A 20,670-nucleotide genomic window follows, 5' to 3' on the forward strand; every position below is an offset into this window, starting at 1 on the left:
TGAGCGGACCACCCTGACGGCCGGCAGACAACGCGCCGTTTAGATCACCGGCAAGAGCCCCAGCGCCTTCTCGATGGCGGTTTCGAGTTCGGACACGAGGAACGGCTTGCCCTGCACCTTGTTCAACCCCTCGGCGGGCGCCAGGTACTTCGCGCGGAGCAGCCAGGACAGTTGGCCGGTGTTCAGCTCGGGCACCAGGACCTTCTTGAACCGCTTCAGCACGGCTTCCGTGTTCTTCGGCATCGGGTTCAGGTAGCGGAAGTGGACCTGCGCCACCTTCAGCCCCTTGCGCCGGGCGCGCTCCACCGCGGTCGTGATGCTCCCGTAGGTGCCGCCCCAGCCCGCCACGAGCAGGTCGGCGTCGGCGTCGCCGGCCACCTCGAGGTCGGGGATCGTCAGCGCGATGTTCTCGATCTTCTTCGCGCGGGTGTCGGTCATGTGCTGGTGGTTGGCCGGCTCGTAGTTGATGTTGCCGGTCACGTCCTGCTTCTCGATGCCGCCGATGCGGTGCTCCAGCCCCGCGGTGCCCGGGATCGCCCACGGCCGCGCCAGGTACTCGTCCCGCTTGTACGGCAGGAACTTGCCCGCCCCGCCGGCGGGGGAGGCGTCGCCGCTCTCGTGCGCGAGGTTGGTGCCCTCGCTGTTCGGCTCCGTCGGGTGGGTGATCTCGATCGGCTTGAGGTCCGCGACCGCCGGGATCTTCCACGGCTCGGACCCGTTCGCGATGTACCCGTCGGACAGGTAGAACACCGGGCACATGAACCGGACGGCGATGCGTACCGCCTCGACCGCCATGTCGAAGCAGTCCACCGGCGACTGCGGCGCGAGGACCGCCACCGGGCTGTCGCCGTTGCGGCCGAACATCGCCTGGAGCAGGTCGGACTGCTCGGTCTTCGTGGGCAGCCCGGTGCTGGGGCCGCCGCGCTGCACGTCCACGATCACCAGCGGCAGCTCGGTCATCACCGCGAGGTTGATGGCCTCGCTCTTGAGGCACACGCCCGGGCCGCTGGTGCCGGTGACGCCCAGCGCGCCGCCGTAGCTGGCCCCGATGGCGACGCCCGCGGCGGCGATCTCGTCCTCGGCCTGGAACGTCTTCACCCCGAAGCGGCGCAGCTCGGTCAGCCCCTCCAGGATCGAGCTGGCCGGGGTGATCGGGTAGCCGGCGTACACGATCGGCTTCTTCGCGAGCTGCCCGGCGACGGCGAGGCCCAGAACGGCGGCCTCGTTGCCGGTGATCTTGCGGTACGTGCCCGGCGCGATCTGGGCCTTCGCCACCTTGTACTGGACCGGCAGCGCCTCGACCGTCTCGCCGTAGTTGTACCCGGCCTTCAGCGCCCGGATGTTGGCCTCCAGCGTGTCCGGCTTCTTGCCGAACTTCTCCCGCAGCCACCGCACGGTGGCCTCGAGCGGGCGCTCGTACAGCCAGTACACGAGCCCGAGCGCGAAGAAGTTCTTGCACCGGTCCTTGTCGCGCGGGGTGAGCGGCAGCTCCGCGATCGCCTGCACGGTCATCTTGGCGATGGCCACCCGGACCACGCGGTACCCGGTGAGCGAGCCGTCCTCGAGCGGGTCCGTCTTGTACACGGCCTTCTTCAGGTCGCTCGTCTCGAACCCGTCGGTGTTGGCGATCAGGATGCCGCCCGGTTGCAGGTCCTTGATGTTGGTCTTGAGCGCCGCGGCGTTCATCACCACCAGGGCGTCGAGCGCGTCGCCGGGGGTGTGGATGTCGGTGCTGGAAAAGTGGACCTGGAACCCGGACACGCCGGCCAGCGTGCCGGCCGGGGCGCGGATCTCGGCCGGGAAGTCCGGGAACGTGGCGATGTCGTTGCCCAGGAGCGCGGACGTGTCGGTGAACCGGGTGCCGGCCACCTGCATCCCGTCGCCGGAGTCGCCGGCGAACCGAATGGTCACGGACTCGAGCACCTCGGTCGAACGGGCGCTGCCGTTCGCGCCGGCCGGCGCAACTGTGGCGGAGCCGTTGTCAGAACTCATATCAGCCGCTTCCTCGGAAGAAGTGGGGAGAGGTCATGGTTTCGCAGGGGGGTGCCCGTGTGGTTGTGTCCATCTTACACGTCCGGCGGAAAACGGGGACGGAACTTCACCGGCGCCCCGGGCGCGGGCGGGGCCGGAAACCGCTGGCACCGGGGGGCCGAGTTGTGAGACGATGTTACGGTGCCCGGCCGCCGCACCGGCGGCCCCCATCACCGGTTGCCCCTATGTCGCGCAGCGGCCCCATTCGCGTGCGCGTGGCCGTTTACGACGACGACGGCACGCACGTCGGCTACCTCAGCACGGTCGGCCACCCCGACCACGGCGACGCCCCGGGCGTCCCGCGCTTCGACATGGCCATCTCGGACCTGGGCGGGCAGCACGTCGCGCTGGTCGAGCAGTACCGGCAGCACTGGCTCGTCTACTGCGGCCGGCGGTACGACACGGCCGACGCGGGCGGGGACCTGAGTGTGGACCACCTGCTGGAACTGGCCCGGCTCGCCCTCCGCACCCGCAACGACCCGGTGTCGGTGCGGATCGCGGCCCTGAAGGCGTACATCGAACGGGTGCTCCGGCGCTGGCGGAAGTCATAAGCCAACAGGAACCGCTCCCTCCCAGGTTCCCCCCATGAAAGCCATTCAGCTCGAACAGCCCAAAGCGTTCCGGGAGATCGACCTCCCCGAGCCCCCGGCGCCCGGCCCCGGCGACGCGGTGGTGCGGGTGTCCCGCGTCGGCGTGTGCGGCACGGACTACAGCGGCTACCTGGGCAAGATGCCGTTCTTCAGCTACCCGCGCATCCCGGGGCACGAGCTGGGTGTGGAGGTGGTCGCGGTCGGCGAAGGCGTGACCAACGTGAAGGCCGGCGACCGGGCCGCCGTCGAGCCGTACATCAACTGCCAGAAGTGCTACTCGTGCGCCCGCGGGCACTCGAACTGCTGCGAGAACCACCAGACGCTCGGCGTCCACGTTGACGGCGGGCTGCGCCCGCTGTTCACGGTGCCGGCCCGCAAGCTCCACACCTCCACCAAGCTGACCTTCGAGCAGCTCGCGCTGGTGGAAACGCTCGGGATCGGGCTGCACGCGATCAACCGCGCGAACCCGCGGGCCGACGAGACCGTGTTCGTGATCGGGGCCGGGCCGATCGGGCTCTCCGTGATCGAGTTCGCGAAGCTGGCCGGCGCCCGCGTGATCGTGATGGACCTGAACGAGCAGCGCCTCGCCTTCGTGCGCGAGAAGATGGGCGTTACGGACACGATCCTCTCGTCGGGCAATCTCGAAGCGGACATCAAGACGTTCACCGACCTGACCGGCGGGAAGCTCGGGAACGTGGTGGTGGACGCCACCGGCAGCGCCCGGAGCATGAACGCCGCGTACAACTTCGTAGGGTTCGCCGGGCGGCTGGTGTGGGTCGGCATCACGCAGGACCAACTCGGGTTCACGCAGCCGCTGATGCACCGGCGCGAGATGACGTTCCTCGCCAGCCGCAACGCCCTCCCGCACGAGTTCATCCGCATTATTCGACTGATCGAGGGCGGGATGCTCAGCACCGACCCGTGGGTCACGCACCGCGCCCCCATCGCGGGCCTGATCGACGTGTTCCCGACGTGGCTGAAGCCCGAAACCGGCGTCGTGAAGGCGATGGTCGAAGTGAGCTGAGCCGCGGTCCTGGCACAAACGACGAGAGGTGACCGATGAGCACGCACGCCGAACGGCTCCCCCGCTACCTGCAACTGCGCGAAGCGGGTGTGGCCCTCAACAGCCAGCTCGTCGAGGGCCTCTCCCGCAGTGCCATGAACGAGGCCGGGCGGCGGCTGAACATGCTGGACGGCGGCACGCTGGTTCTCGACAGCGAGGACATGACGGCCGTGTTGATGGACTACTGCATCCACGACGTGCGACGGTACGGGGTGAACGCGGTCGAGCGGCACCTGAACACGTCGCCGCCCGCCGAAGGCTCGGACGAGTGGGTGCTGCTCCACGCGCTCCGGGCGAGTCAGTTTTCGGTGTTCGCCGTGGAAGCTGTTGAGAGCGGGGTCGGCGTCGGCGTGCGCGATCTGCTGCGCGACACGACCATGTTCTTGGCGGATGTCGGCCTGGGGACGAGCGGCCGGGTCGGAATGGTCTTCGCCATGCGCGTCATGGTGGCGGACGGCATCGGCATGACGACCGGCGCCGCGCTCCTGGTCGGGAAGCTGCCCAAGAGCGCCCGCGCGGAACTCGTGGCCGACATCCGGGAGACGTTCGCGGGGATCGACTTTCACAAGCTCGCGCCGGAGGAAGCGAGTGACTTCGCCGCGGCCGTGCTCCGAACCTGTCTGGACGACGGCGCCGGCGAGCGCACCTCCTACATCGCCCCCGAGGAGATCGCCCCGCCCGCCCGGCGCCCGCCGCGCCGAAGACGGGGCGGCCGGTGAGGCGCGGCGCGGTTATGGCAGCGAAGTAATGAAGTGGTCGAGCGCCGCGACGTATTCCGGCGTGTAGTGCTCGTTGTGGTTTCCGCCGGGGATGGTGACGAACTGCTTCGGCTCGTTGGCGGCCTCAAACAGCCGACGGCCAAGGGCGTACGGGACGATCCGGTCCGCGTCCCCGTGAACCTGGAGAAGCGGGCCGCGGTAGGCCCCGATCTTGGCGACCGAGTCCAGCTGCGCCCGCATCACCGCTCGCACCGGGAGCAGCGGCACATGACTCGCCGCCACGTCCGGCAGGTTGGTGAACGTCCCCTCCAGAATCAGCCCGCGGGCGCCATCGCGGGCCGCCAGATCGACGGCCACACCGCCGCCGAGCGAGTGCCCTGCCAGAACAACATCGGCCTCACGGACGCCCGCGCGGGCCGCCAGCCAGCGGCGCGCGGCCCGCGCGTCGTCGAGGACGCCGTTCTCGGTCGGTCGCCCGTCGCTGCGGCCGTAGCCGCGGTAATCGAACACCAGGACGGTGGCGTTCATCCGGTCGCGGAACAGCTCGATCACGTGCCGCCGGTTGGTCACGTTCCCGCCGTTCCCGTGGGTGTACAGGACGACCGCGCGAGACGGGCCGCGGGCCGGTTCGGCCAACCAGCCGTGCAGGCGGACGCCGTCGGACGAATCGATCCAAACGTCTTCGGTCCGGGGGGCGGGATTCCAATCGCCCTTCGGAAACGGCTTCGGCTGAAACACGATGGCGTTTTCGATGCCGGCCGCCCCTCGCGTCAGCGGGGCGCACCCGACCGCGCCCCCACCGACGAGGATTAGCGCGAGGACACGAGCCCGGCCCATCGCGGTTCCCCCGAGTGGACGTTTGATGCCTGAATTTAATGAGGGCTATGACCACACCGGGGCAATCCGTCAACGGGAGCTGCAGTACGGAACTGCGCTGATCTGTAAAAAGATGAAGCCGGCGACCGAAGTCGCCGGCGTTGATTGATAGGTTGTTGGAGGTGCCGGGAGGTATGTGGGGTGGGCCGGGGGAACCCTGACCCGATCGGTGTTCGACGGTACTAAATAAAGCACCCACCGTGCCAAACGCTTGTAACCGGTCAGACACCTTCATTTTCAGCGGGTTTGACGCGTTGCAGGCGTGGGCGGATTTGTAAGTCGTACCGGTCGGCAAACTCTTCATGCCCATTTTGGGAAGCCAGGTTCCTTTGCCCCCTCCGAATAGCGCGGCAGTCACGGACTGGGCAAAGAACTGGGGGACGGGAGCGACGCGAGCAGGGATGTTGGGTAAGCGAGAATGAACTGAGGCGCGTCGCGGGGCCGCGACCGGGGGACAGAGCCATTGCCCCGTCCCCGTCGCGGCCCCGCGACGTGCTCGTTGTTCCGGACGAAGTGGCGGCTAATCAATCTTTCCGCTCGGCGCGTCGCTCGGGAGCGTGTACCGGGCTTCGATCGCGGCCCGCACCGCCGCTCGCGCGTCCCGCGGGCCGGTCTCGGCGTCCGCCTCGACCTCGGCCAGTTCGTCGGCGAGCTGGTTGTCCTTGATCTGCTCGCGGACCCATTGCGAGTAGTCGCCGTTCGCGCGGTGGAACTCCCACGTGTCGTCGTCCACCCCGTCGGCGAGTTGGACGAACATGAACAGGTTCGACGCCTTCAAATTGAGCTTCCCGTCCGGGCCGCGGAAGTAAAAGCTGCGGTCCGCACCGAGGTTCCCCTCCGCGTACTTGCGCGAGTGCCGCTTGCGCTCGGTGCGCGGCGGCTGCGTGTGAACGATGACGGCGTTCTTGTCCCCGCGCCGCCAGAGCATGGTGTCGCCCGTCGGCAGTTTGTTGCCGCTCACCGGCGGGCACTTCGGCCGCTTCTCGCCGGTGGCCTTGCAGAACTCCTCGACCGTTTTCGCCGGGTGCCCGCCGATCACCAGCAGCGTGCGGACGTGGTCCAGCGCGCGCGCCTCCATCGCGCCGGCGTGGACGGTGATGTATAGAGTGCCGCGGTCCGGCAACTGGGTCGCGAGGTTCGCCGCGTCCGGGCCGGCGGGGAGCATGTGGTGCGACTCGTCCACGACGAGCCAGTGGGGGCGGCCGGTCCGGGCCTTCTCCTCAAGGACGCGGGGCAGCAGTTGCGCGAAAAACGCGGGCCGGTCGGCAAGCGGCACCCCGAGCAGGTTCACCACGATGGACCGCTTTGGGTCCCGCAGGGCCTCGGTCACGTCTTCGGGCCGCGGCGCCTGGTTCGTGTTGCCGACAATGTGGGCGAACTCGAGGTTGGTGTAATCGCCCTCCGGGTCCACGACGAGGATCTGGTAGCCCGCGTGCGCGAGGCGCTCCATCAGAGCCGTCGTGAGGGTCGATTTGCCGCTCCCGGAGGTGCCGCACACCAGCACCCCGGCGCCCGCGGGGTCAAGCGTTTCCTCCTGGCCCCCGTCGGCGTTGCCGACCGGGACGCGGTGCCGGGCGAGGGTCTTGAGGTCCGACAGGTCGTCCGCGATCAACTGCTCGATGAGCTCGGCGACGCCCGCGCCCCGCTTGCCCTTCGTCACGATGTCCGCGGTGTCCTTGACGGCGGGCAGCGCGTTGCCGACGGCGGCCGAGCACTCGCACATCTTCAGGAACGCGTGGTCGTTCTCGGCGTCGCCGACCCCGACCGTGTTGTGTGGCGAAAGGCCAAGCTCCGCCAGCGCGGCGGCGAGGCCCGTGGCCTTGTTGACGCCGGACGGCAGCACCATCACCGCGTCCTTGTTGAAAATCACCTGGAGCTCAAGCCCCATGTCGCGGACGGTGTCGAGTACCGTCTTTTCGTGCGGGACGAACGTGGCGACGATCACGTGCCCGCTTGAGAGCGGTTGGACACCGCGCTTGCGCAACTCCTCCGCGAACTTCGGGGGCGGTCCTTCAGAGAGCACACGCGTTTCTTTCGTGCGCGGGTTGTACACCACCGCTCCGTTCTCGACGACGGCGAGGTCGAACAGGTCGAGGCGCGGGAAGATCGCGAGCAGGTCCGGCAGCTCGCGCCCGGTGACCATGATGAGCTTGCGCCCGGACTTCTTTAGCTTTTCCAGCGCCTTGAGGGTGTCGGCATCGACGGCCCCGTCGTGCGCGATAGTGCCGTCGTAATCGGTCGCGAGGGCGTGAAACCGCATGAGCGCTCCAAAAAGGGCAGACACGCCGATTGAAGAGCAACTGGCGCGCCGGATGGCGAAACCGGAGCGCGGGCGGCGCGCCGGGCAAAAAATCAAAGAAAAAAGCGTGTGGATTCGGACGCGTCGCCAACTATTATGCAAGCGGCATCGGGCGGCCGTGCCGCTTTTGAAGCGAGTGGCGTGCCGCCAGTGGTTTTCGGCCGTTGGCGCGCCCCGGGGCGACGACGACGGGCAAACGCCGGGGCGTTAGCTCCCGCGGAATCCGAACAACTGGACCCGCCCAGGCGCGTGGCGCGGCGTTCGCCGGGCCGCGCGTACCGTTTCGCCCGGCTCGCATGTTCTACGCTTTCGTGCCGCCGGTGCCGCCGGGCCGGATACGGAACGGTGTCCGCGTCGGCCGGATCGATCTCTCCCTGCCGTTGGAGTAGCAGTTACATGCCCCCCGCCCGTTCGCATCGCTCGCGCTTCGGCTTCACGCTGATCGAACTGTTGGTCGTCATCGCGATCATCGCGATCCTGATCGGGCTCTTGTTGCCCGCCGTTCAGAAGGTGCGCGCCGCGGCGGCGCGCATGAGCTGCCAGAACAACCTGAAACAACTGGCCCTCGCCGCCCAGAACTACGAGGCGGCGAACCAGGCCTTCCCGGTCGGGGCCGCGGTACTCGTCCCGACCGACGCCGCGTCCGGCTTCCCGTTCACGAACAACTCCGGCGTCGGGGTGCTCGCGTACCTGCTCCCGTACGTCGAGCAGAACAACGTCCACGCGCAGCTCCAGGTGAACTGGGACCCGTTCAACACGGCCGCGGGCAGCCTGTGGTCGTCGAACGCCGCGAACACCGTCCCGGCCCGCACCCGGATCAAGACGTTCGAGTGCCCCGCGGCGCCGAACGCCGCGCCGACGGACGGGTACATCGGGCCGCACCGGATGGTCTTCAACGGGTCGGCGATCGGGTGGCAAGCGTCCGTCTTCCCGGCGTCCGCGAACCTCGGGATCACGAACTACATCGGGGTCGGCGGGCGGTTCTCGCTCGTCGGCTCGAACATCACGACGGGCGGGCAGCCCCTCGACAGTTGGCGCGGCGTGTTCGTGCCGTCGATGGTGCTGCCGTACGGGGCGGCGGCCACCTTCTCGAACGTCCAGAAGGCCTCGCCGATCAACAACCTGAGCATATCGGACGGGACGAGCAACACGCTGATGTTCGGCGAGACGCTGGGCGACGGGCTCGCGTCCGGATCCAACGGGCCGGTCACCGTCAAGACCGCGTGGTCGTGGATCTCGGCCGGGTGGCGCTCGACCTTCGACGGCCTCATGGCTACGGGCAGCCGCGACTTCGGGGCGTTCTCGGCGGAACACAGCGGCGTCACGAACTTCGCGTTCTGCGACGGGTCGGTCCGTGGCATCCGTGGGCCGACCACGGCGCCGCACACACAATACATTAACGCGAGTTCGGCCCAAAAGGGCGAGGTCATCGATTTCAGCGACCTGGGCGGTTGAACGCGCATTGAACACGAAAGGGAACCGACGATGCGGGCTCTTGCGCTTCTGCTGTTCGTGACCGGCGCCGCCGGTTGCGGGAGCAAACAGGACAACTCGAAGATCCAGTCGCCTTCCGACCAGCCCATCGGCGGCCCGAAGGCGCTGGGCTCTCAGGGCGGTGAGCCGGTCAACCTGGGGGCCGGGAACAAGGGGCGCGGGGCGGCGCCGAAAGTCGAGCTCAAGCAGTAACGGCTACGCGCGAACCGCGCCGCCGTTGGCGCGAACCGTCTGCCCGGTGATGAACCCGGCCGACGGTCCCGCCAGCCACACCGCCGCCGCCGCCACGTCTTCCGGTAACCCCCACACGCCGAGCGGCGTTTCGTCGCGCACCCGCTCCTGCCACACCGGCGACGCCGTTTCGCCCCACGCGGTCCGCACCCACCCCGGGGCGAGACAGTTGACCCGCACCTCGGGCGCGAGGCTCAGGGCAAGGCTGCGCGTGAAGCACGTCACCGCGCCCTTCACGGCGGCGAACAGTTGCCCGCTGTCGCCCTCCATCCCGGTTTCGGACTGGTCCCAGCCCACCGTCAGAACGCACCCGCGGCCCCGCGCCTTCATGCGCGCGCCGAGGTCGCGGGCGAGCCGCACGGTGGCTCTCAGGTCGATCGCGAGCAGCGCGTCGAACTTCTCGTCGAACGACCACTTCGCGGCCGCGCCGGTGAGCGTGTCCGCGCCCGCGTTGCACACGAGTACGTCGAGCGGGCCGAACGTGTCCCACGCCTCGCGCGCGAGCCGTTCGACCTGGGCCGGATCGCTCAGATCGGCCGAAAGGTGCCGGCCCGTGCCCGACCGGCGGCCGTGGGTAATCACCTCGGCCCCGTGGTCGGCGAACGCGGTCGCGATCGCTTGGCCGATCCCGGACGTGGACCCCGTAACCAGTGCGCGCAAGCCGGCCAGCGTTTGCGGCGCCGGCGGAGGCGCGACCGGTCGGATGTCATCCGCCGGAACGGCTGCGGCGAGCTCACTCGCAGTCTTCTTGAGTACCGGGTGGCGCACGTCGGGGGCGATTGCGGCGAGCGGCACCAGCACGAACGCCCGCTGGTGCGTCCGCGGGTGCGGAAGGATCAGATCGGGCGTGTCGATGACGGCGTCACCGTACAGCACGAGATCGAGGTCCAGGGTGCGCGGGGCGTTCGGTTCGCTGCGGACGCGCCCGAACTGCCGTTCGATGTGAAGGAGGAGTTTGAGCAGGTCGTGGGGCGTGCGGTCGGTTTCGATTGCGGCCACGGCGTTGAAGAACTCGCCGGCCCCGGGCGGGCAATCGACCGGGGCGGTTTCGTAGAACGCCGAAACCGCGGTGACCCGCAGCCCGGGTTCGGCCCGGAGCCGCTTCACCGCGGTTGAGAGTGTGGCCCAGCGGTCGCCAAGGTTGGACCCGAGCGCGACGTATGCGAGCGGCATGAGAACCCCGGTCGTTTCAAGTCAGCAAGTCGAAAGTCATCAAGTCCAGGGCACGACTGGGTTTGACTTGCGACTCGCAACCGTCCGGACTTGAAACTACGGCGCTCGGCCGCGACGCTTGCCAGTGGCTTTTGTCCCTGGCGAGCGTCGCGGCCGAGCGGGAGCGGTTACTTCTTCTTCTTGGCCTTATCGTCGCCTTCGGCCTCTTCCTTCTTCGCCTTCTTCTTGAGGGCGACCTTCTGGACGCGGGTCTTGGGCAGCCCGTAGGGGCTGGAATCCGCGCCGAACTTGCCGTTTTCCAGCATCTTGGCAATGCGCTCGGCGCGGGTCAGCACGCACCGCTGCCGGGACATGCCGGCTTTCCGCTTCAGGCTCTTGTCGATGGACATGGTCGTGTTTCGTGTTATCGTGTTTCGTGGTTCGCCGGGCGGCAGCATTGCGCGAGCCGAGCGTGAAAAGTGATGATACGCCCCCAACCGATATTCGTCCACACGCCCCGCGCAACCGCGAAGTCCGAACCTACCAGAACTTCAGCACGGAACCGATCGACGGCTACTCGCACCACACCTTCTGGGCCACGGCGCCAACAGTCGTAACCGCCCGGCTCGGATCGTTACGACTTCCCGAGCAGCAGGTCAACGACCCAACAGCCGCGGCAGTGGCGCCGCTCGGCCCGGCAGTGGGCGAGGGCGTCGGCGTTGTCGCACCCGGCGTCCTCCAGCGCGTCCGCCAGGATCGGGGCCGCGGAGAAATCGCGCGTTTCGTACATCGCCGATGCGATCGCGACGGTATCAGCCGTTCGCCACGCGGGCTCGAATCGTGCGGACCGAAGTGGGCTCCCCAGGATGTCATCGATCAGGTCGATGGCAACAGCGTGGTGCTGGGGGTGAAACGGTAGCCACTTCCCCCAGCTGTCAAATTGCCCGGGGAAGCTGGCCAGGTAGTAATCCAAAAGGTTCCACAACTTCGGGCCTTGTTTGTTCATGCCGAGCAGCCAGTTTGCGGCCCCGTAACGGATTTCGATCTCATACCGCTGGTCGTCTGGGGGCGAGAACCGGTCCGCCTCGGCCGCGTATTCGGCCTGGTGAAAGTACTCTTCGGCGATGAGCAGTTGGTCGTCTGTTGCGGTGCCGTCTGCGTGTCGCTCGATCCACTCGACCGCGTGGTGACCGTTCACTCGCGAGAACGTCCACGGTAGACCGCTGCCCGGAACCGTCTCTGGCACGGTGCGGGTCGCCCGATACAGCCGGTACCACTCGGCCGGTGGGTGTGTGCTCTCGAACCACGGCTGTTTCGCCATCAGATCCCACAGCGGTCGCCCACAGTCGGCGAACGGGGCGTGGCGGATGATTCCGCACTCCAGAAGGATCAGCTTCCGGAACGTGGCCCGACGGCGGAGCCGCTCGACCGTGAGCCGGGGCTTGGCCGGGGTCGCCGAAGTGACTCTGTTCTCGTCCGAGTGGCGGTGCCGGGACATGCGGTATAGCATCACCGCCAGCACCGTCAGGAACAAGCCCTACTGCGACGCTCTCATTTCGCCTTTTCGAGCAGGCCGCGCGCCTTCAGCCAGTCGCCGGCGCGGTCGGGCCAGCTCGCGCACGGGTGCGCGGTCTTGCGCATCCCGTACCCGTGCCCACCGGTCGCGTACAGGTGCAACTCCGCCGGCACCTTGTTCTTCGTCAGCGCGAGGTACAGCGCCACACTCCCCTCGCTCGTAACCGGGTCGTCCGACGAGTGCGCGAAGAACATCGGCGGCGAATCCTTGGTCACGACGAACTCCGGCTTGAGCGCGCCGCCCTTGTCGGTCAGGTACGCCGGATACACCAGCACGCAGAAGTTCGGCCGGTGGCCGAACGCCTCGTCCGCCTGATCGACCTTCTCGTACAGCCGCTTTTGGGTGAGTGCGGTGCAGACGGTCAGGTGCCCGCCGGCCGAGAACCCGAGCATCCCGACCCGGTTCGGGTCGACGCCGAGCTCCTTGCTCATGCCGCGGACGAGCGTGACCGCGCGCTGCGCGTCCTGCACCATCGCGAGGTTGTCGGGGCTCTGCGCCTCGCGCTTCGGCACCCGGTACTTCAGCAGCACCGCGGTGACGCCGAGGTCGTTGAGCCACTTGCACACGTCGGTCCCCTCGTGCTCGATGGCCAGGATCGAGTACCCGCCTCCCGGCGCGACCACCACCGCGGTGCCGCTCGCCTTCTCTTTCGGCGGCGCATAGACGGTAATGGTCGGCTCGCTGACGTTGCCCAGGCGCTTCACATCGGCTTGCCCCTTCTTGGGCTCGGTGAGCTTCTCCGCGCCGAGGTCTTTCGTCTCGCCCGGCGCCTTGCCGGGCCACAGCTTGTGCGTCACCGGTTCGGCCGCCCGCGCGAGCGCGGCAGGGAGTGCGAGTGCGAGTGCGAGTGCGAGTGCGAGTGCGAGACCGCGAATCATGAGGCACCTCAGCGGGGTGTGGGTAACGGGGCTACGGACCCGTTACCGTTCGGGGAACGGGGCGTTCGGGCCGATCGGCTTGCCTTCCCAGACGGGCACACCGTTGTCGAAGGTGAGGAGGCGGCCTGTACTGTTCGGCAGCGGGGCCGCGCTCGTGGCCGGCACCCACTTCGCGAGTTCTTTTTTCACCGCGACGAACTTGGCCTCCTTCGCGAGGTTGGTCCACTCGTGCGGGTCGGTACCGCGGTCGTACAGTTCCTCGCTGCCGTCGGCGTACACGATGTACCGCCACTTCTCGGTGCGGACGGAGTGGTTGCCCGGGTTGTGGGTCGTGACGGCCGGGCGCTCGCGGGCCGCCTTTGCGTCCTTCAACTGCGGGGCGAGGCTGAGCCCTTCGTTCGCCGGGTTCGCGGGGAGCCCGCAGAGGTCTGCCAGCGTCGGGTACAGGTCGAGCAGTTCGGCCGGGCGGTCGCACCGGGCGTTTGCGGCGACCTTCGGGCCGGCGAAGATGAGGGCCACACGGGTGGAACGCTCCCAGAGCGTGTTCTTCCCGGTGATGCCCTTTTCGCCCAGGTGCCAGCCGTGGTCGCTCCACAGCACCACAACCGTGTTCTGTTCCAGCCCGCTCTCGCGCAGGGCGTCGAGCACCCGGCCCACCTGGGCGTCAACGAAGCTGACGCTCGCGAGGTACGCCCGCACGAGCGGCCCCCACTGCTTCGCGCCCCGGAGCCACTTCAGCCGCGGCTCGGGGAGCTTCCAGTGCAGGTACGAGGCGAACCGCGGCAGGTCGTCGCGGTCGTCGTCCTTCACGTTCGGCAAAACGAGCTGATCCGCGGGGTACAGGTCGAACCACTTTTGCGGCGCGTAGCAGGGGACGTGCGGGTGCTGGAAACCGACCGCGAGAAGCCACGGCCCGTTCGGCCGGTCCTTGAGGTGCTTCACCGCCCACGTCGCGACATCGTGGTCGAAACAGTCCTCGTCCTTCTCCGGGAACGCGCCCCAATCAACGAGCGGGTGCGGGTCCGGCGTGTCCACGAACTTCGCTTTTGGTCGCGGTTGCAGCGCGCCCGGCGGGCCGAAGGTATCGACCTCCGCGGCCCGCGCCTCTTTGGGCGGGTAGCCGCCGTGGAAGATCTTCCCGGTGCTGATGGTCGCGTACCCGCTCCGCTTGAACCACTGGAAGAGGGTGGAGTGGTCCTTCAACTTCTCGGAGGTGCGGAACCACGGGCTGAGCGCGTAAACGCCGGTCGTGGAGGGACGCAGCCCGGTCAGTACGCTCGTGCGCGACGGGTTGCACAGCGGCGCCTGACAGTGCGCGTTCGTGAACGTGGTGCCGCGGGCCGCGAGCTTGTCGATGTTGGGCGTTTTGACCTGCGGGTGGCCGCCGAGCGGGCCGACCCAGTCGTTCAGGTCGTCGATCGCGATGAACAGGACGTTCGGCTTCTCGGCGCCGGCGGCGCGGGGCGGGTGTGAGCCCCCGGAGGCGATCGCGACACCGAGGGCGAGTGCGAGGAGAGGCCGCATCCGAATTTCCCGCGTGAAACCGCCCGCGGTGTTCCGGTACAATGCCGCGAGTCCCGCCATTGTGCGCTCCCGCGCCCGTCCAGACAACCCGCGATCCCATGCTCCGACCCGCGACCACTCTCCCGTTCGCTCTGCCGGGTGCGCTGACGGCGGCGCTGGTTCTGGTGCCGCTCGGTTCCGTGGGCATGCGCCCCACGGCCGCCCGGGGCGCCGACGCGAAGCACTGGGCGTTTCAGGCGCCCGTTCGCCCCGCGCCGCCGAAAACCGCGCACCCGGTCCGCAACCCGATCGACGCGTTCGTCCGCTCGCGGCTCGAAAAAGAGAAGCTGGCGCCCGCGCCGGAAGCGGACCGCGTCACGCTGTGCCGCCGGCTGCACCTCGACCTCACCGGGCTACCGCCCGCGCCGCGGGACGTGGACGCGTTCGTCGCGGACACGCGCGCCGACGCTTACGAACGGCTCGTTGACAAACTGCTCGCGTCGCCGCACTACGGCGAGCGATGGGCGCGGTGGTGGCTCGACGCGGCCCGGTACGCCGACAGCGACGGGTACGAAAAGGACAAGTCCCGCCAGGTGTGGGCGTACCGCGACTACGTGATTAACGCGTTCAACGCCGATTTACCGTTCGACCGCTTCACGATCGAACAGGTGGCCGGCGACCTGCTCCCGAACGCGACGCAGGACCAGATCGTGGCGACCGGGTTCCTGCGGATGTCGATGCTGAACGAGGAGGGCGGGGTCGATCCCGAGCAGTTCCGGATGGACGCCATGTTCGACCGCGTGGACGCCCTCGGCAAGGCGTTCCTGGGGCTGAGCGTGGCGTGTGCCCAGTGCCACGACCACAAGTCCGACCCGCTCACGCAGGAAGAGTATTACAGGCTGTTCGCGTTCCTCAACAACGACCACGAGGCCCAGCGCGTCGTGTACACGCCGAAGGAGCGGGTGGAGGTCAACCGGATCCGCTCCAAGGTCACCGAGATCGAAGCCGGGCTGAAGGAGACGAACCCAGACTGGCAAGAGGTGCTCGCGAAGTGGGAAGAAGGCGTTCGGAACGAGCCCGTGTGGAAAACGGTGGCCGTGGAGAACGCCAGCGACAACTCCCAGCGCTACATCGCACAGCCGGACGGCTCCGTCCTGGCGCAAGGGTACGCCCCGACGAAGTTCAACACCCTGATGCGCGGGCCGGCCCCCGTCAAGACGGTGACGGCGTTCCGCATCGAACTGCTCAACGACCCGAACTTGCCCTGCAACGGCCCCGGCCGCTCGTTTATGGGCACCAGCGCGCTGACCGAGTTCCAGGTCGAGACGGAAGCTCAGGGGAAGCGAACAAAAGTGAAGCTCGTGAAGGCGCTCGCGGACTACGCGAACCCGGAGCGCCCGCTGGAGAGCAACTTCGACGACAAAAGTAACAAGCCGCGGGTGACGGGGCCGGTGTCGTTCGCGATCGACGGCAAGGACGAGACCGCATGGGGCATTGACGCCGGCCCGGGCCGGCGGAACGCGCCGCGGGTGGCGGTGTTCGTGCCCGAAAAGCCGATCGAACTCCCCGCAGGCGGGATGCTGCACTTCACGCTGCGGCAGATGCACGGCGGGTGGAACAGCGACGACAACATGAACAACAACCTGGGCCGGTTCCGGCTCAGCGTGACCGGCGACACCGTTCCCGACCGTGCCCCGCTCCCGCCGCTTGTATGCGCCGCGCTCGCGGTACCGGCCCACAAACGCACGCCCGCCCAGGGGCAGACCGTGTTCGGGTTCTGGCGCACCACCGTGCCCACGTTCAAGGATGCGAACGCCGCAATTGAGGCGCTCTGGAAGCAGTGGCCCGAGGGCTCGACGAGTCTGGTCGTCGAGCCGCGTGACGAGCTGCGCTCCACCGCGATCCTCAAACGCGGCGACTTCTTGCGCCCCGCCGCGAAGGTGAGCGCCGGGACGCCCGCGTTCCTGCACCCGCTGCCCCCGGGCGCCGACGCGAGCCGGCTCACGCTGGCGAAGTGGCTGGTGGACACGAACGCGCCGACCACGGCGCGGGCGGTCGTGAACCGCGTCTGGCAAACGTACTTCGGCGCCGGGCTGGTGAACACGCCGGAGGAGTTCGGAACCGAGGGCGCGCGGCCGACCCACCCCAAACTGCTGGACTGGCTGGCCCGCGAGTTCCAGGACGGCGGCTGGAGCGTCAAGAAGTTCCACAAACTCGTCGTGACGTCCGCCACCTACCGCCAGTCGTCGAAGGTGTCGCCCGAGTTGCTGAAGGCCGACCCCGATAACAAACTGCTCGCGCGCGGCCCCCGGTTCCGCGCCGAGGGGGAGATCGTGCGCGACACCGCCCTCGCGGCGAGCGGGCTGCTGAACCCGAAGGTCGGCGGGCCGAGCGTGTTCACGCCGGCGCCGGACTTCCTGTTCAAGCCGCCGGCCAGCTACGGCCCGTTCGAGTGGGCTGAGGCGCGGGACGGGGACCGCTACCGCCGCGCACTCTACACCTTCCGCCGCCGGTCAACGCCCTACCCGGCGCTGACCGTGTTCGACGTGCCGGTCGGCGAGGCGTCGTGCGTGAAGCGGACGCGCACCAACACGCCCCTCCAGGCGCTGACGGGGCTGAACGAAACACTGTTCGTGGAGGCCGCCCGGGCGCTCGGCAAGCGCGCGGTTCTTGAAGGCGGGAAGACCGACGCGGACCGGCTCACCTATGCGTTCCGGTTGTGCGTGGCGCGCAAGCCCACCGCCGACGAACTGACGGTGCTGTCGGCGCTGCTCGACAAGGCCCGCAAGCGGTTCGAGGAGGGCGGCGCCAGCGCCGCGGAAGTGGCGACCGGTTCCAAGGACGCCAAGCAGGTTGAAGGACTCGCGTTCAGCGACTGGGGGGCGTTCGCCGTCGTCGCGCGCGTCTTGCTGAACCTGGATGAAACGGTGACAAAAGAGTAAGTCGCCCGCCGGACCGACGTTAACGCCAAGGGACTATTCATGCTCGTGCGCCGACTGCTTTCGACCTGCCTCTTCGCCGGCCTGACCGCCGCCTGCCTGCCCGCCGAGGACAAGGCGCCCGCGCCGGCCGGGGGCGAGGTGAAGGCGCTGTTCAACGGCAAGAACCTGGACGGGTGGGTGAACGTGAACTGCGCTCCTGGCACGTTCTACGCGAAGGGCGACGAGATCGTCACCACGGGCAACCCGACGGGGTTCCTCCGCACGGACCGGCAGTACGAGAACTTCGAACTCGACTTCGACTGGATGCACGTTGAAAAGGAAAAGATGGCGAACAGCGGGCTGTTCGTGTGGGGCGACCCGCTCCCCGCGGTCGGCACCGGCTACACCCGGGGCATCGAGGTCCAGGTGCTCATCAACTACGCCCCGAAGGACGGGTGGGCCACCAGCCACGGCGACATCTTCAGCATCTGGGGCGCGAAATGCACCCCGGACCGCCCGCACTTCAAGGGCATCGAGCGATGCCTCCCGAGCGAGAACCGCGTGAAGGGCGGCGGCGAGTGGAACCACTACAAGGTGATCGCCAACGACGGCGCCATCAAGCTGCACGTCAACGGCAAGGAGGTGTCGGGCGTGAGCAAGAGCAACCCGCGCAAGGGCTACCTCGCGCTCGAGAGCGAGGGCGTGGAGTGCCACTTCAAGAACATCAAGATCAAGGAGCTGCCGAGCACGAACCCGACGCCGGCCGAGTGCGCGAAGGTCGCGGAGGGGCACGTCAGCCTCTTCAACGGGCTGAACCTGGACGGCTGGAAGGTCGAAAAAGGTGGGTGGAAGGCCGGCGGCGGTGTCGTCCGCGCCGCGGGCACGAGCGACTTGGTACATGAAGGGACGTTGCCGAACGGCGGCGCGCTCCTGTTCGACTGGAAGGTGCCGGCCAAGTCCGCGGCGGACCTCACCCTCGAACTCGCCGGCACGCCCGTGACGGTCAAGGCGGAGAAGCCGGGCGCGTGGCAGCGCACGCAGGTGCTCCTCACGCCGAAGGCCGGCGGCTCGCCGGTGGCGTTCAAGCCGGTCCCCGGGCTGGAGGTCATGAACGTGTTCGCGAAAGAGCTTCCGGCCAAGAAGTGAGCGGCCGCGGGTGCGGTTACGGGCCTCGGGCGGTGTGGTACAATCGGTGCGCCAGCACGGAGGAAACGTCATGAACACGACTGCGACACCGGCCACCCCCGAGGCACGCGACGTGCTCGACCGGGCGCTGAAGCTCTCCGCGCCCGAGCGCGAGGTGATCGCGCGGCGGCTGATGGACAGCGTCGCCCCGCCGCCGGGCGTGTACGAATCGGAAGACGCGCTGCGGGCGGAGCTTCTGCGCCGCATCGAGGACATCGAGAGCGGGCGAGTCAAGGCGCTGACGTACGAAGAAGCTATGGCCGCGATTCGCAAGGCCCGCGAGGACCGAACGTCATGAGTTTCGCCGTTTCGCCCGCGGCGAGTGCCGACGTGATTGCCACCAGTGCGGCGTACGACCGCAAACCCGGCCGCTACGGGCAAGAGTTTGAAAACGAAGTCGATGTCGCATTCCTCCGCATCGCCGAGACGCCACGAACGTTTCCGCTTGTTGAAGACGACGTGCCGGGACGTGAGGTCCGGGAGTTCTTCATCGAGCGGTTCCAGCAGCGCGTCATTTACCAAGTGCGCGGCGAAGACGTGCTCGTGGTCGCGGTGATTCACGCCTCGCGCCGGCCCGGCGCGTGGCACCGCAGCTTACCGGCCGATCCGCCATCGGAGACGACCTGAGATGCTCTCCTTCTCTCCCGCCGAGCGACAGCAACTTCTCAACCGCCGGTGGTTCCTGCGCGAGTGCGGCGTCGGGTTGGGCGCGATGGCGCTCGCGGACCTCGCGCGCCACGAGGCGCGCGGGGCCGATGCCCCCCCCGCGCCCAAGACGCACCACGAGCCGAAGGCGAAGCGCGTCATTTACCTGTTCATGGGCGGCGCGCCCAGCCACCTGGAGCTGTTCGACAACAAGCCGCAGCTCGCGAAGTTCGACGGCACCCTCCCGCCCCCGGAGCTGCTCAAGAACTACCGGGCCGCGTTCATCAACCCCAACTCCAAGCTGCTCGGGCCGAAGTTCAAGTTCAAGAAGTTCGGTCAGAGCGGTACCGAACTCGGCGAACTGCTCCCGCACCTCGGCGCGGTCGTGGACGACATCGCTGTCGTGAAGTCGATGCACACGGACGCGTTCAACCACGCCCCGGCGCAGATCCTGGCCCTGACCGGGCACCAGCAGTTCGGCCGCCCGAGCGCCGGCGCGTGGGTCAGTTACGGCCTCGGGAGCGAGTCGAAGGACCTGCCCGGGTTCGTCGTGTTTTCGAGCGGCAGCAAGGGGCCGAGCGGCGGGAACTCGTGCTGGGGCAGCGGGTTCCTGCCGTCCAGCCACGCGGGCACGCTGTTCCGCTCCGCCGGCGACCCCGTGCTGTTCCTCGGCAACCCCGCCGGCATCGACCCGGGGCTCCAGCGGGACTCGCTCGACGCGCTCAACGCGCTGAACAAGCGGCGCCTAGACGTGGTGGGCGATCCCGAGATCGCCGCGCGCATTTCGGCCTACGAGATGGCGGGCCGGATGCAGTCGAGCGCCCCCGAACTCATGGACCTGAGCAAGGAGACGAAGGAGACGCTCGCGATGTACGGCGCCGAGCCCGGGAAGCCGAGCTTCGCCAACAACTGCCTGCTCGCGCGCCGGCTCGTCGAGCGGGGTGTCCGCTTCGTGCAACTGTTCCACGAGGCCTGGGACCACCACGGCGGCCTCACCAACGGCCTGAAAACGGAATGCGGCAAAACCGATCAGGCGTGCGCGGCGCTCATTAAGGACCTGAAGCAGCGCGGGCTCTTGAAAGACACGCTGGTGGTCTGGGGCGGCGAGTTCGGGCGCACGCCGATGGTTCAGGGCGGTAACGACGGGCGCGACCACCACCCGAACTGCTACTCGGTGTGGCTCGCGGGCGGCGGGGTGAAGCCCGGTCAGGTGCTCGGCGCGTCCGACGACCTCGGGTTCAACGCGACCGACGACCGCGTTCACGTCCACGACCTGAACGCGACGCTCCTGCACCTACTCGGGCTGGACCACGAGAAGCTGACGTACCGGCTCCAGGGGCGCGACTTCCGGCTCACCGACGTTCACGGCGTGGTGGTCGAAAAGCTCCTGGCGTAATGCTCTTGGCGGCGGGGCGGCACTCCTGCCCCCAGTTCCGAAACGGCCGCCGGCCGCCGCTCGTGGTCACGTACCACGAGCGGCGGCCGGCGGCTGATTCGGGAACGCACC

At 68.3% G+C, this 20,670-nt stretch carries 18 protein-coding genes; 10 read left to right on the forward strand and 8 right to left on the reverse strand.

Annotated features, from left to right (window positions below; translation table 11 throughout):
* Nucleotides 1-39 precede the first annotated feature (39 nt).
* Nucleotides 40-1,992, reverse strand: a complete 1,953-nt coding sequence (locus R5W23_RS06840) for a 2-oxoacid:acceptor oxidoreductase subunit alpha (RefSeq protein WP_320685692.1) — start codon at nucleotides 1,990-1,992, stop codon at nucleotides 40-42.
* Between the two features lie 224 nt (nucleotides 1,993-2,216).
* On the opposite strand from R5W23_RS06840, the gene R5W23_RS06845 reads away from it, so the two are divergent.
* Genes R5W23_RS06845 through R5W23_RS06855 form a run of 3 tightly spaced genes read left to right on the forward strand, consistent with a single transcriptional unit; the run spans nucleotide 2,217 to nucleotide 4,403 of the window.
* Entirely contained in the window at nucleotides 2,217-2,582 is a 366-nt protein-coding gene (locus R5W23_RS06845; protein ID WP_320685693.1) for a hypothetical protein, read from the forward strand.
* A gap of 34 nt (nucleotides 2,583-2,616) precedes the next feature.
* The gene (locus R5W23_RS06850; RefSeq protein WP_320685694.1) at nucleotides 2,617-3,645 is read left to right on the forward strand and encodes a zinc-binding alcohol dehydrogenase family protein; all 1,029 of its coding nucleotides are present in this window, start codon (nucleotides 2,617-2,619) and stop codon (nucleotides 3,643-3,645) included.
* A gap of 35 nt (nucleotides 3,646-3,680) precedes the next feature.
* Nucleotides 3,681-4,403, forward strand: a complete 723-nt coding sequence (locus R5W23_RS06855; RefSeq protein WP_320685695.1) for a hypothetical protein — start codon at nucleotides 3,681-3,683, stop codon at nucleotides 4,401-4,403.
* Nucleotides 4,404-4,415: 12 nt separating this feature from the next.
* Here the strand turns inward: R5W23_RS06855 and R5W23_RS06860 are convergent, their stop codons facing one another.
* Nucleotides 4,416-5,240 (reverse strand): alpha/beta hydrolase, encoded by an 825-nt coding sequence (locus R5W23_RS06860; protein ID WP_320685696.1) that lies wholly within the window; start codon nucleotides 5,238-5,240, stop codon nucleotides 4,416-4,418.
* Nucleotides 5,241-5,799: 559 nt separating this feature from the next.
* Nucleotides 5,800-7,539, reverse strand: a complete 1,740-nt coding sequence (locus R5W23_RS06865) for an HAD family hydrolase (RefSeq protein WP_320685697.1) — start codon at nucleotides 7,537-7,539, stop codon at nucleotides 5,800-5,802.
* A gap of 435 nt (nucleotides 7,540-7,974) precedes the next feature.
* On the opposite strand from R5W23_RS06865, the gene R5W23_RS06870 reads away from it, so the two are divergent.
* Nucleotides 7,975-9,033 (forward strand): DUF1559 family PulG-like putative transporter, encoded by a 1,059-nt coding sequence (locus R5W23_RS06870; protein ID WP_320685698.1) that lies wholly within the window; start codon nucleotides 7,975-7,977, stop codon nucleotides 9,031-9,033.
* A 30-nt stretch (nucleotides 9,034-9,063) separates the two neighbouring features.
* Entirely contained in the window at nucleotides 9,064-9,264 is a 201-nt protein-coding gene (locus R5W23_RS06875) for a hypothetical protein (RefSeq protein WP_261185584.1), read from the forward strand.
* Between the two features lie 3 nt (nucleotides 9,265-9,267).
* Here the strand turns inward: R5W23_RS06875 and folK are convergent, their stop codons facing one another.
* The 5 genes from folK to R5W23_RS06900 all read right to left on the reverse strand — a co-directional run bounded on the left by folK (nucleotide 9,268) and on the right by R5W23_RS06900 (nucleotide 14,433).
* Entirely contained in the window at nucleotides 9,268-10,476 is a 1,209-nt protein-coding gene (gene folK / locus R5W23_RS06880) for a 2-amino-4-hydroxy-6-hydroxymethyldihydropteridine diphosphokinase (RefSeq protein WP_320685699.1), read from the reverse strand.
* A gap of 167 nt (nucleotides 10,477-10,643) precedes the next feature.
* Entirely contained in the window at nucleotides 10,644-10,865 is a 222-nt protein-coding gene (locus tag R5W23_RS06885; RefSeq protein WP_261185586.1) for a small basic protein, read from the reverse strand.
* A gap of 224 nt (nucleotides 10,866-11,089) precedes the next feature.
* Complete coding sequence (locus R5W23_RS06890) at nucleotides 11,090-11,965, reverse strand: hypothetical protein (RefSeq protein ID WP_320685700.1); 876 nt, start codon at nucleotides 11,963-11,965, stop codon at nucleotides 11,090-11,092.
* 41 nt (nucleotides 11,966-12,006) lie between these two features.
* Nucleotides 12,007-12,909, reverse strand: a complete 903-nt coding sequence (locus tag R5W23_RS06895; protein ID WP_320685701.1) for an alpha/beta hydrolase — start codon at nucleotides 12,907-12,909, stop codon at nucleotides 12,007-12,009.
* 42 nt (nucleotides 12,910-12,951) lie between these two features.
* Nucleotides 12,952-14,433, reverse strand: coding sequence for a sulfatase (locus tag R5W23_RS06900; RefSeq protein ID WP_320685702.1), 1,482 nt, complete (start codon nucleotides 14,431-14,433; stop codon nucleotides 12,952-12,954).
* A 98-nt stretch (nucleotides 14,434-14,531) separates the two neighbouring features.
* Here R5W23_RS06900 and R5W23_RS06905 point away from each other — a divergent pair, with 98 nt between their 5' ends.
* The 5 genes from R5W23_RS06905 to R5W23_RS06925 all read left to right on the forward strand — a co-directional run bounded on the left by R5W23_RS06905 (nucleotide 14,532) and on the right by R5W23_RS06925 (nucleotide 20,559).
* Nucleotides 14,532-17,354, forward strand: coding sequence for a DUF1549 and DUF1553 domain-containing protein (locus R5W23_RS06905; protein WP_320685703.1), 2,823 nt, complete (start codon nucleotides 14,532-14,534; stop codon nucleotides 17,352-17,354).
* Between the two features lie 39 nt (nucleotides 17,355-17,393).
* The gene (locus R5W23_RS06910; RefSeq protein ID WP_320685704.1) at nucleotides 17,394-18,479 is read left to right on the forward strand and encodes a 3-keto-disaccharide hydrolase; all 1,086 of its coding nucleotides are present in this window, start codon (nucleotides 17,394-17,396) and stop codon (nucleotides 18,477-18,479) included.
* A gap of 70 nt (nucleotides 18,480-18,549) precedes the next feature.
* The gene (locus tag R5W23_RS06915) at nucleotides 18,550-18,816 is read left to right on the forward strand and encodes an addiction module protein (RefSeq protein WP_320685705.1); all 267 of its coding nucleotides are present in this window, start codon (nucleotides 18,550-18,552) and stop codon (nucleotides 18,814-18,816) included.
* Nucleotides 18,813-19,145 carry a type II toxin-antitoxin system RelE/ParE family toxin gene (locus tag R5W23_RS06920; RefSeq protein ID WP_320685706.1) on the forward strand — a complete coding sequence of 111 codons (333 nt, stop codon included), beginning with the start codon at nucleotides 18,813-18,815 and terminating at the stop codon, nucleotides 19,143-19,145. The genes R5W23_RS06915 and R5W23_RS06920 overlap by 4 nt, the downstream gene beginning before the upstream one ends.
* A 1-nt stretch (nucleotide 19,146) precedes the next feature.
* On the forward strand, nucleotides 19,147-20,559 hold the full coding sequence (locus R5W23_RS06925) for a DUF1501 domain-containing protein (RefSeq protein ID WP_320685707.1): 1,413 nt from the start codon (nucleotides 19,147-19,149) through the stop codon (nucleotides 20,557-20,559).
* Nucleotides 20,560-20,670 lie beyond the last annotated feature (111 nt).

The sequence above is a fragment of the Gemmata algarum genome (assembly GCF_034097035.1).
Taxonomy (GTDB): Bacteria; Planctomycetota; Planctomycetia; order Gemmatales; family Gemmataceae; genus Gemmata; species Gemmata algarum.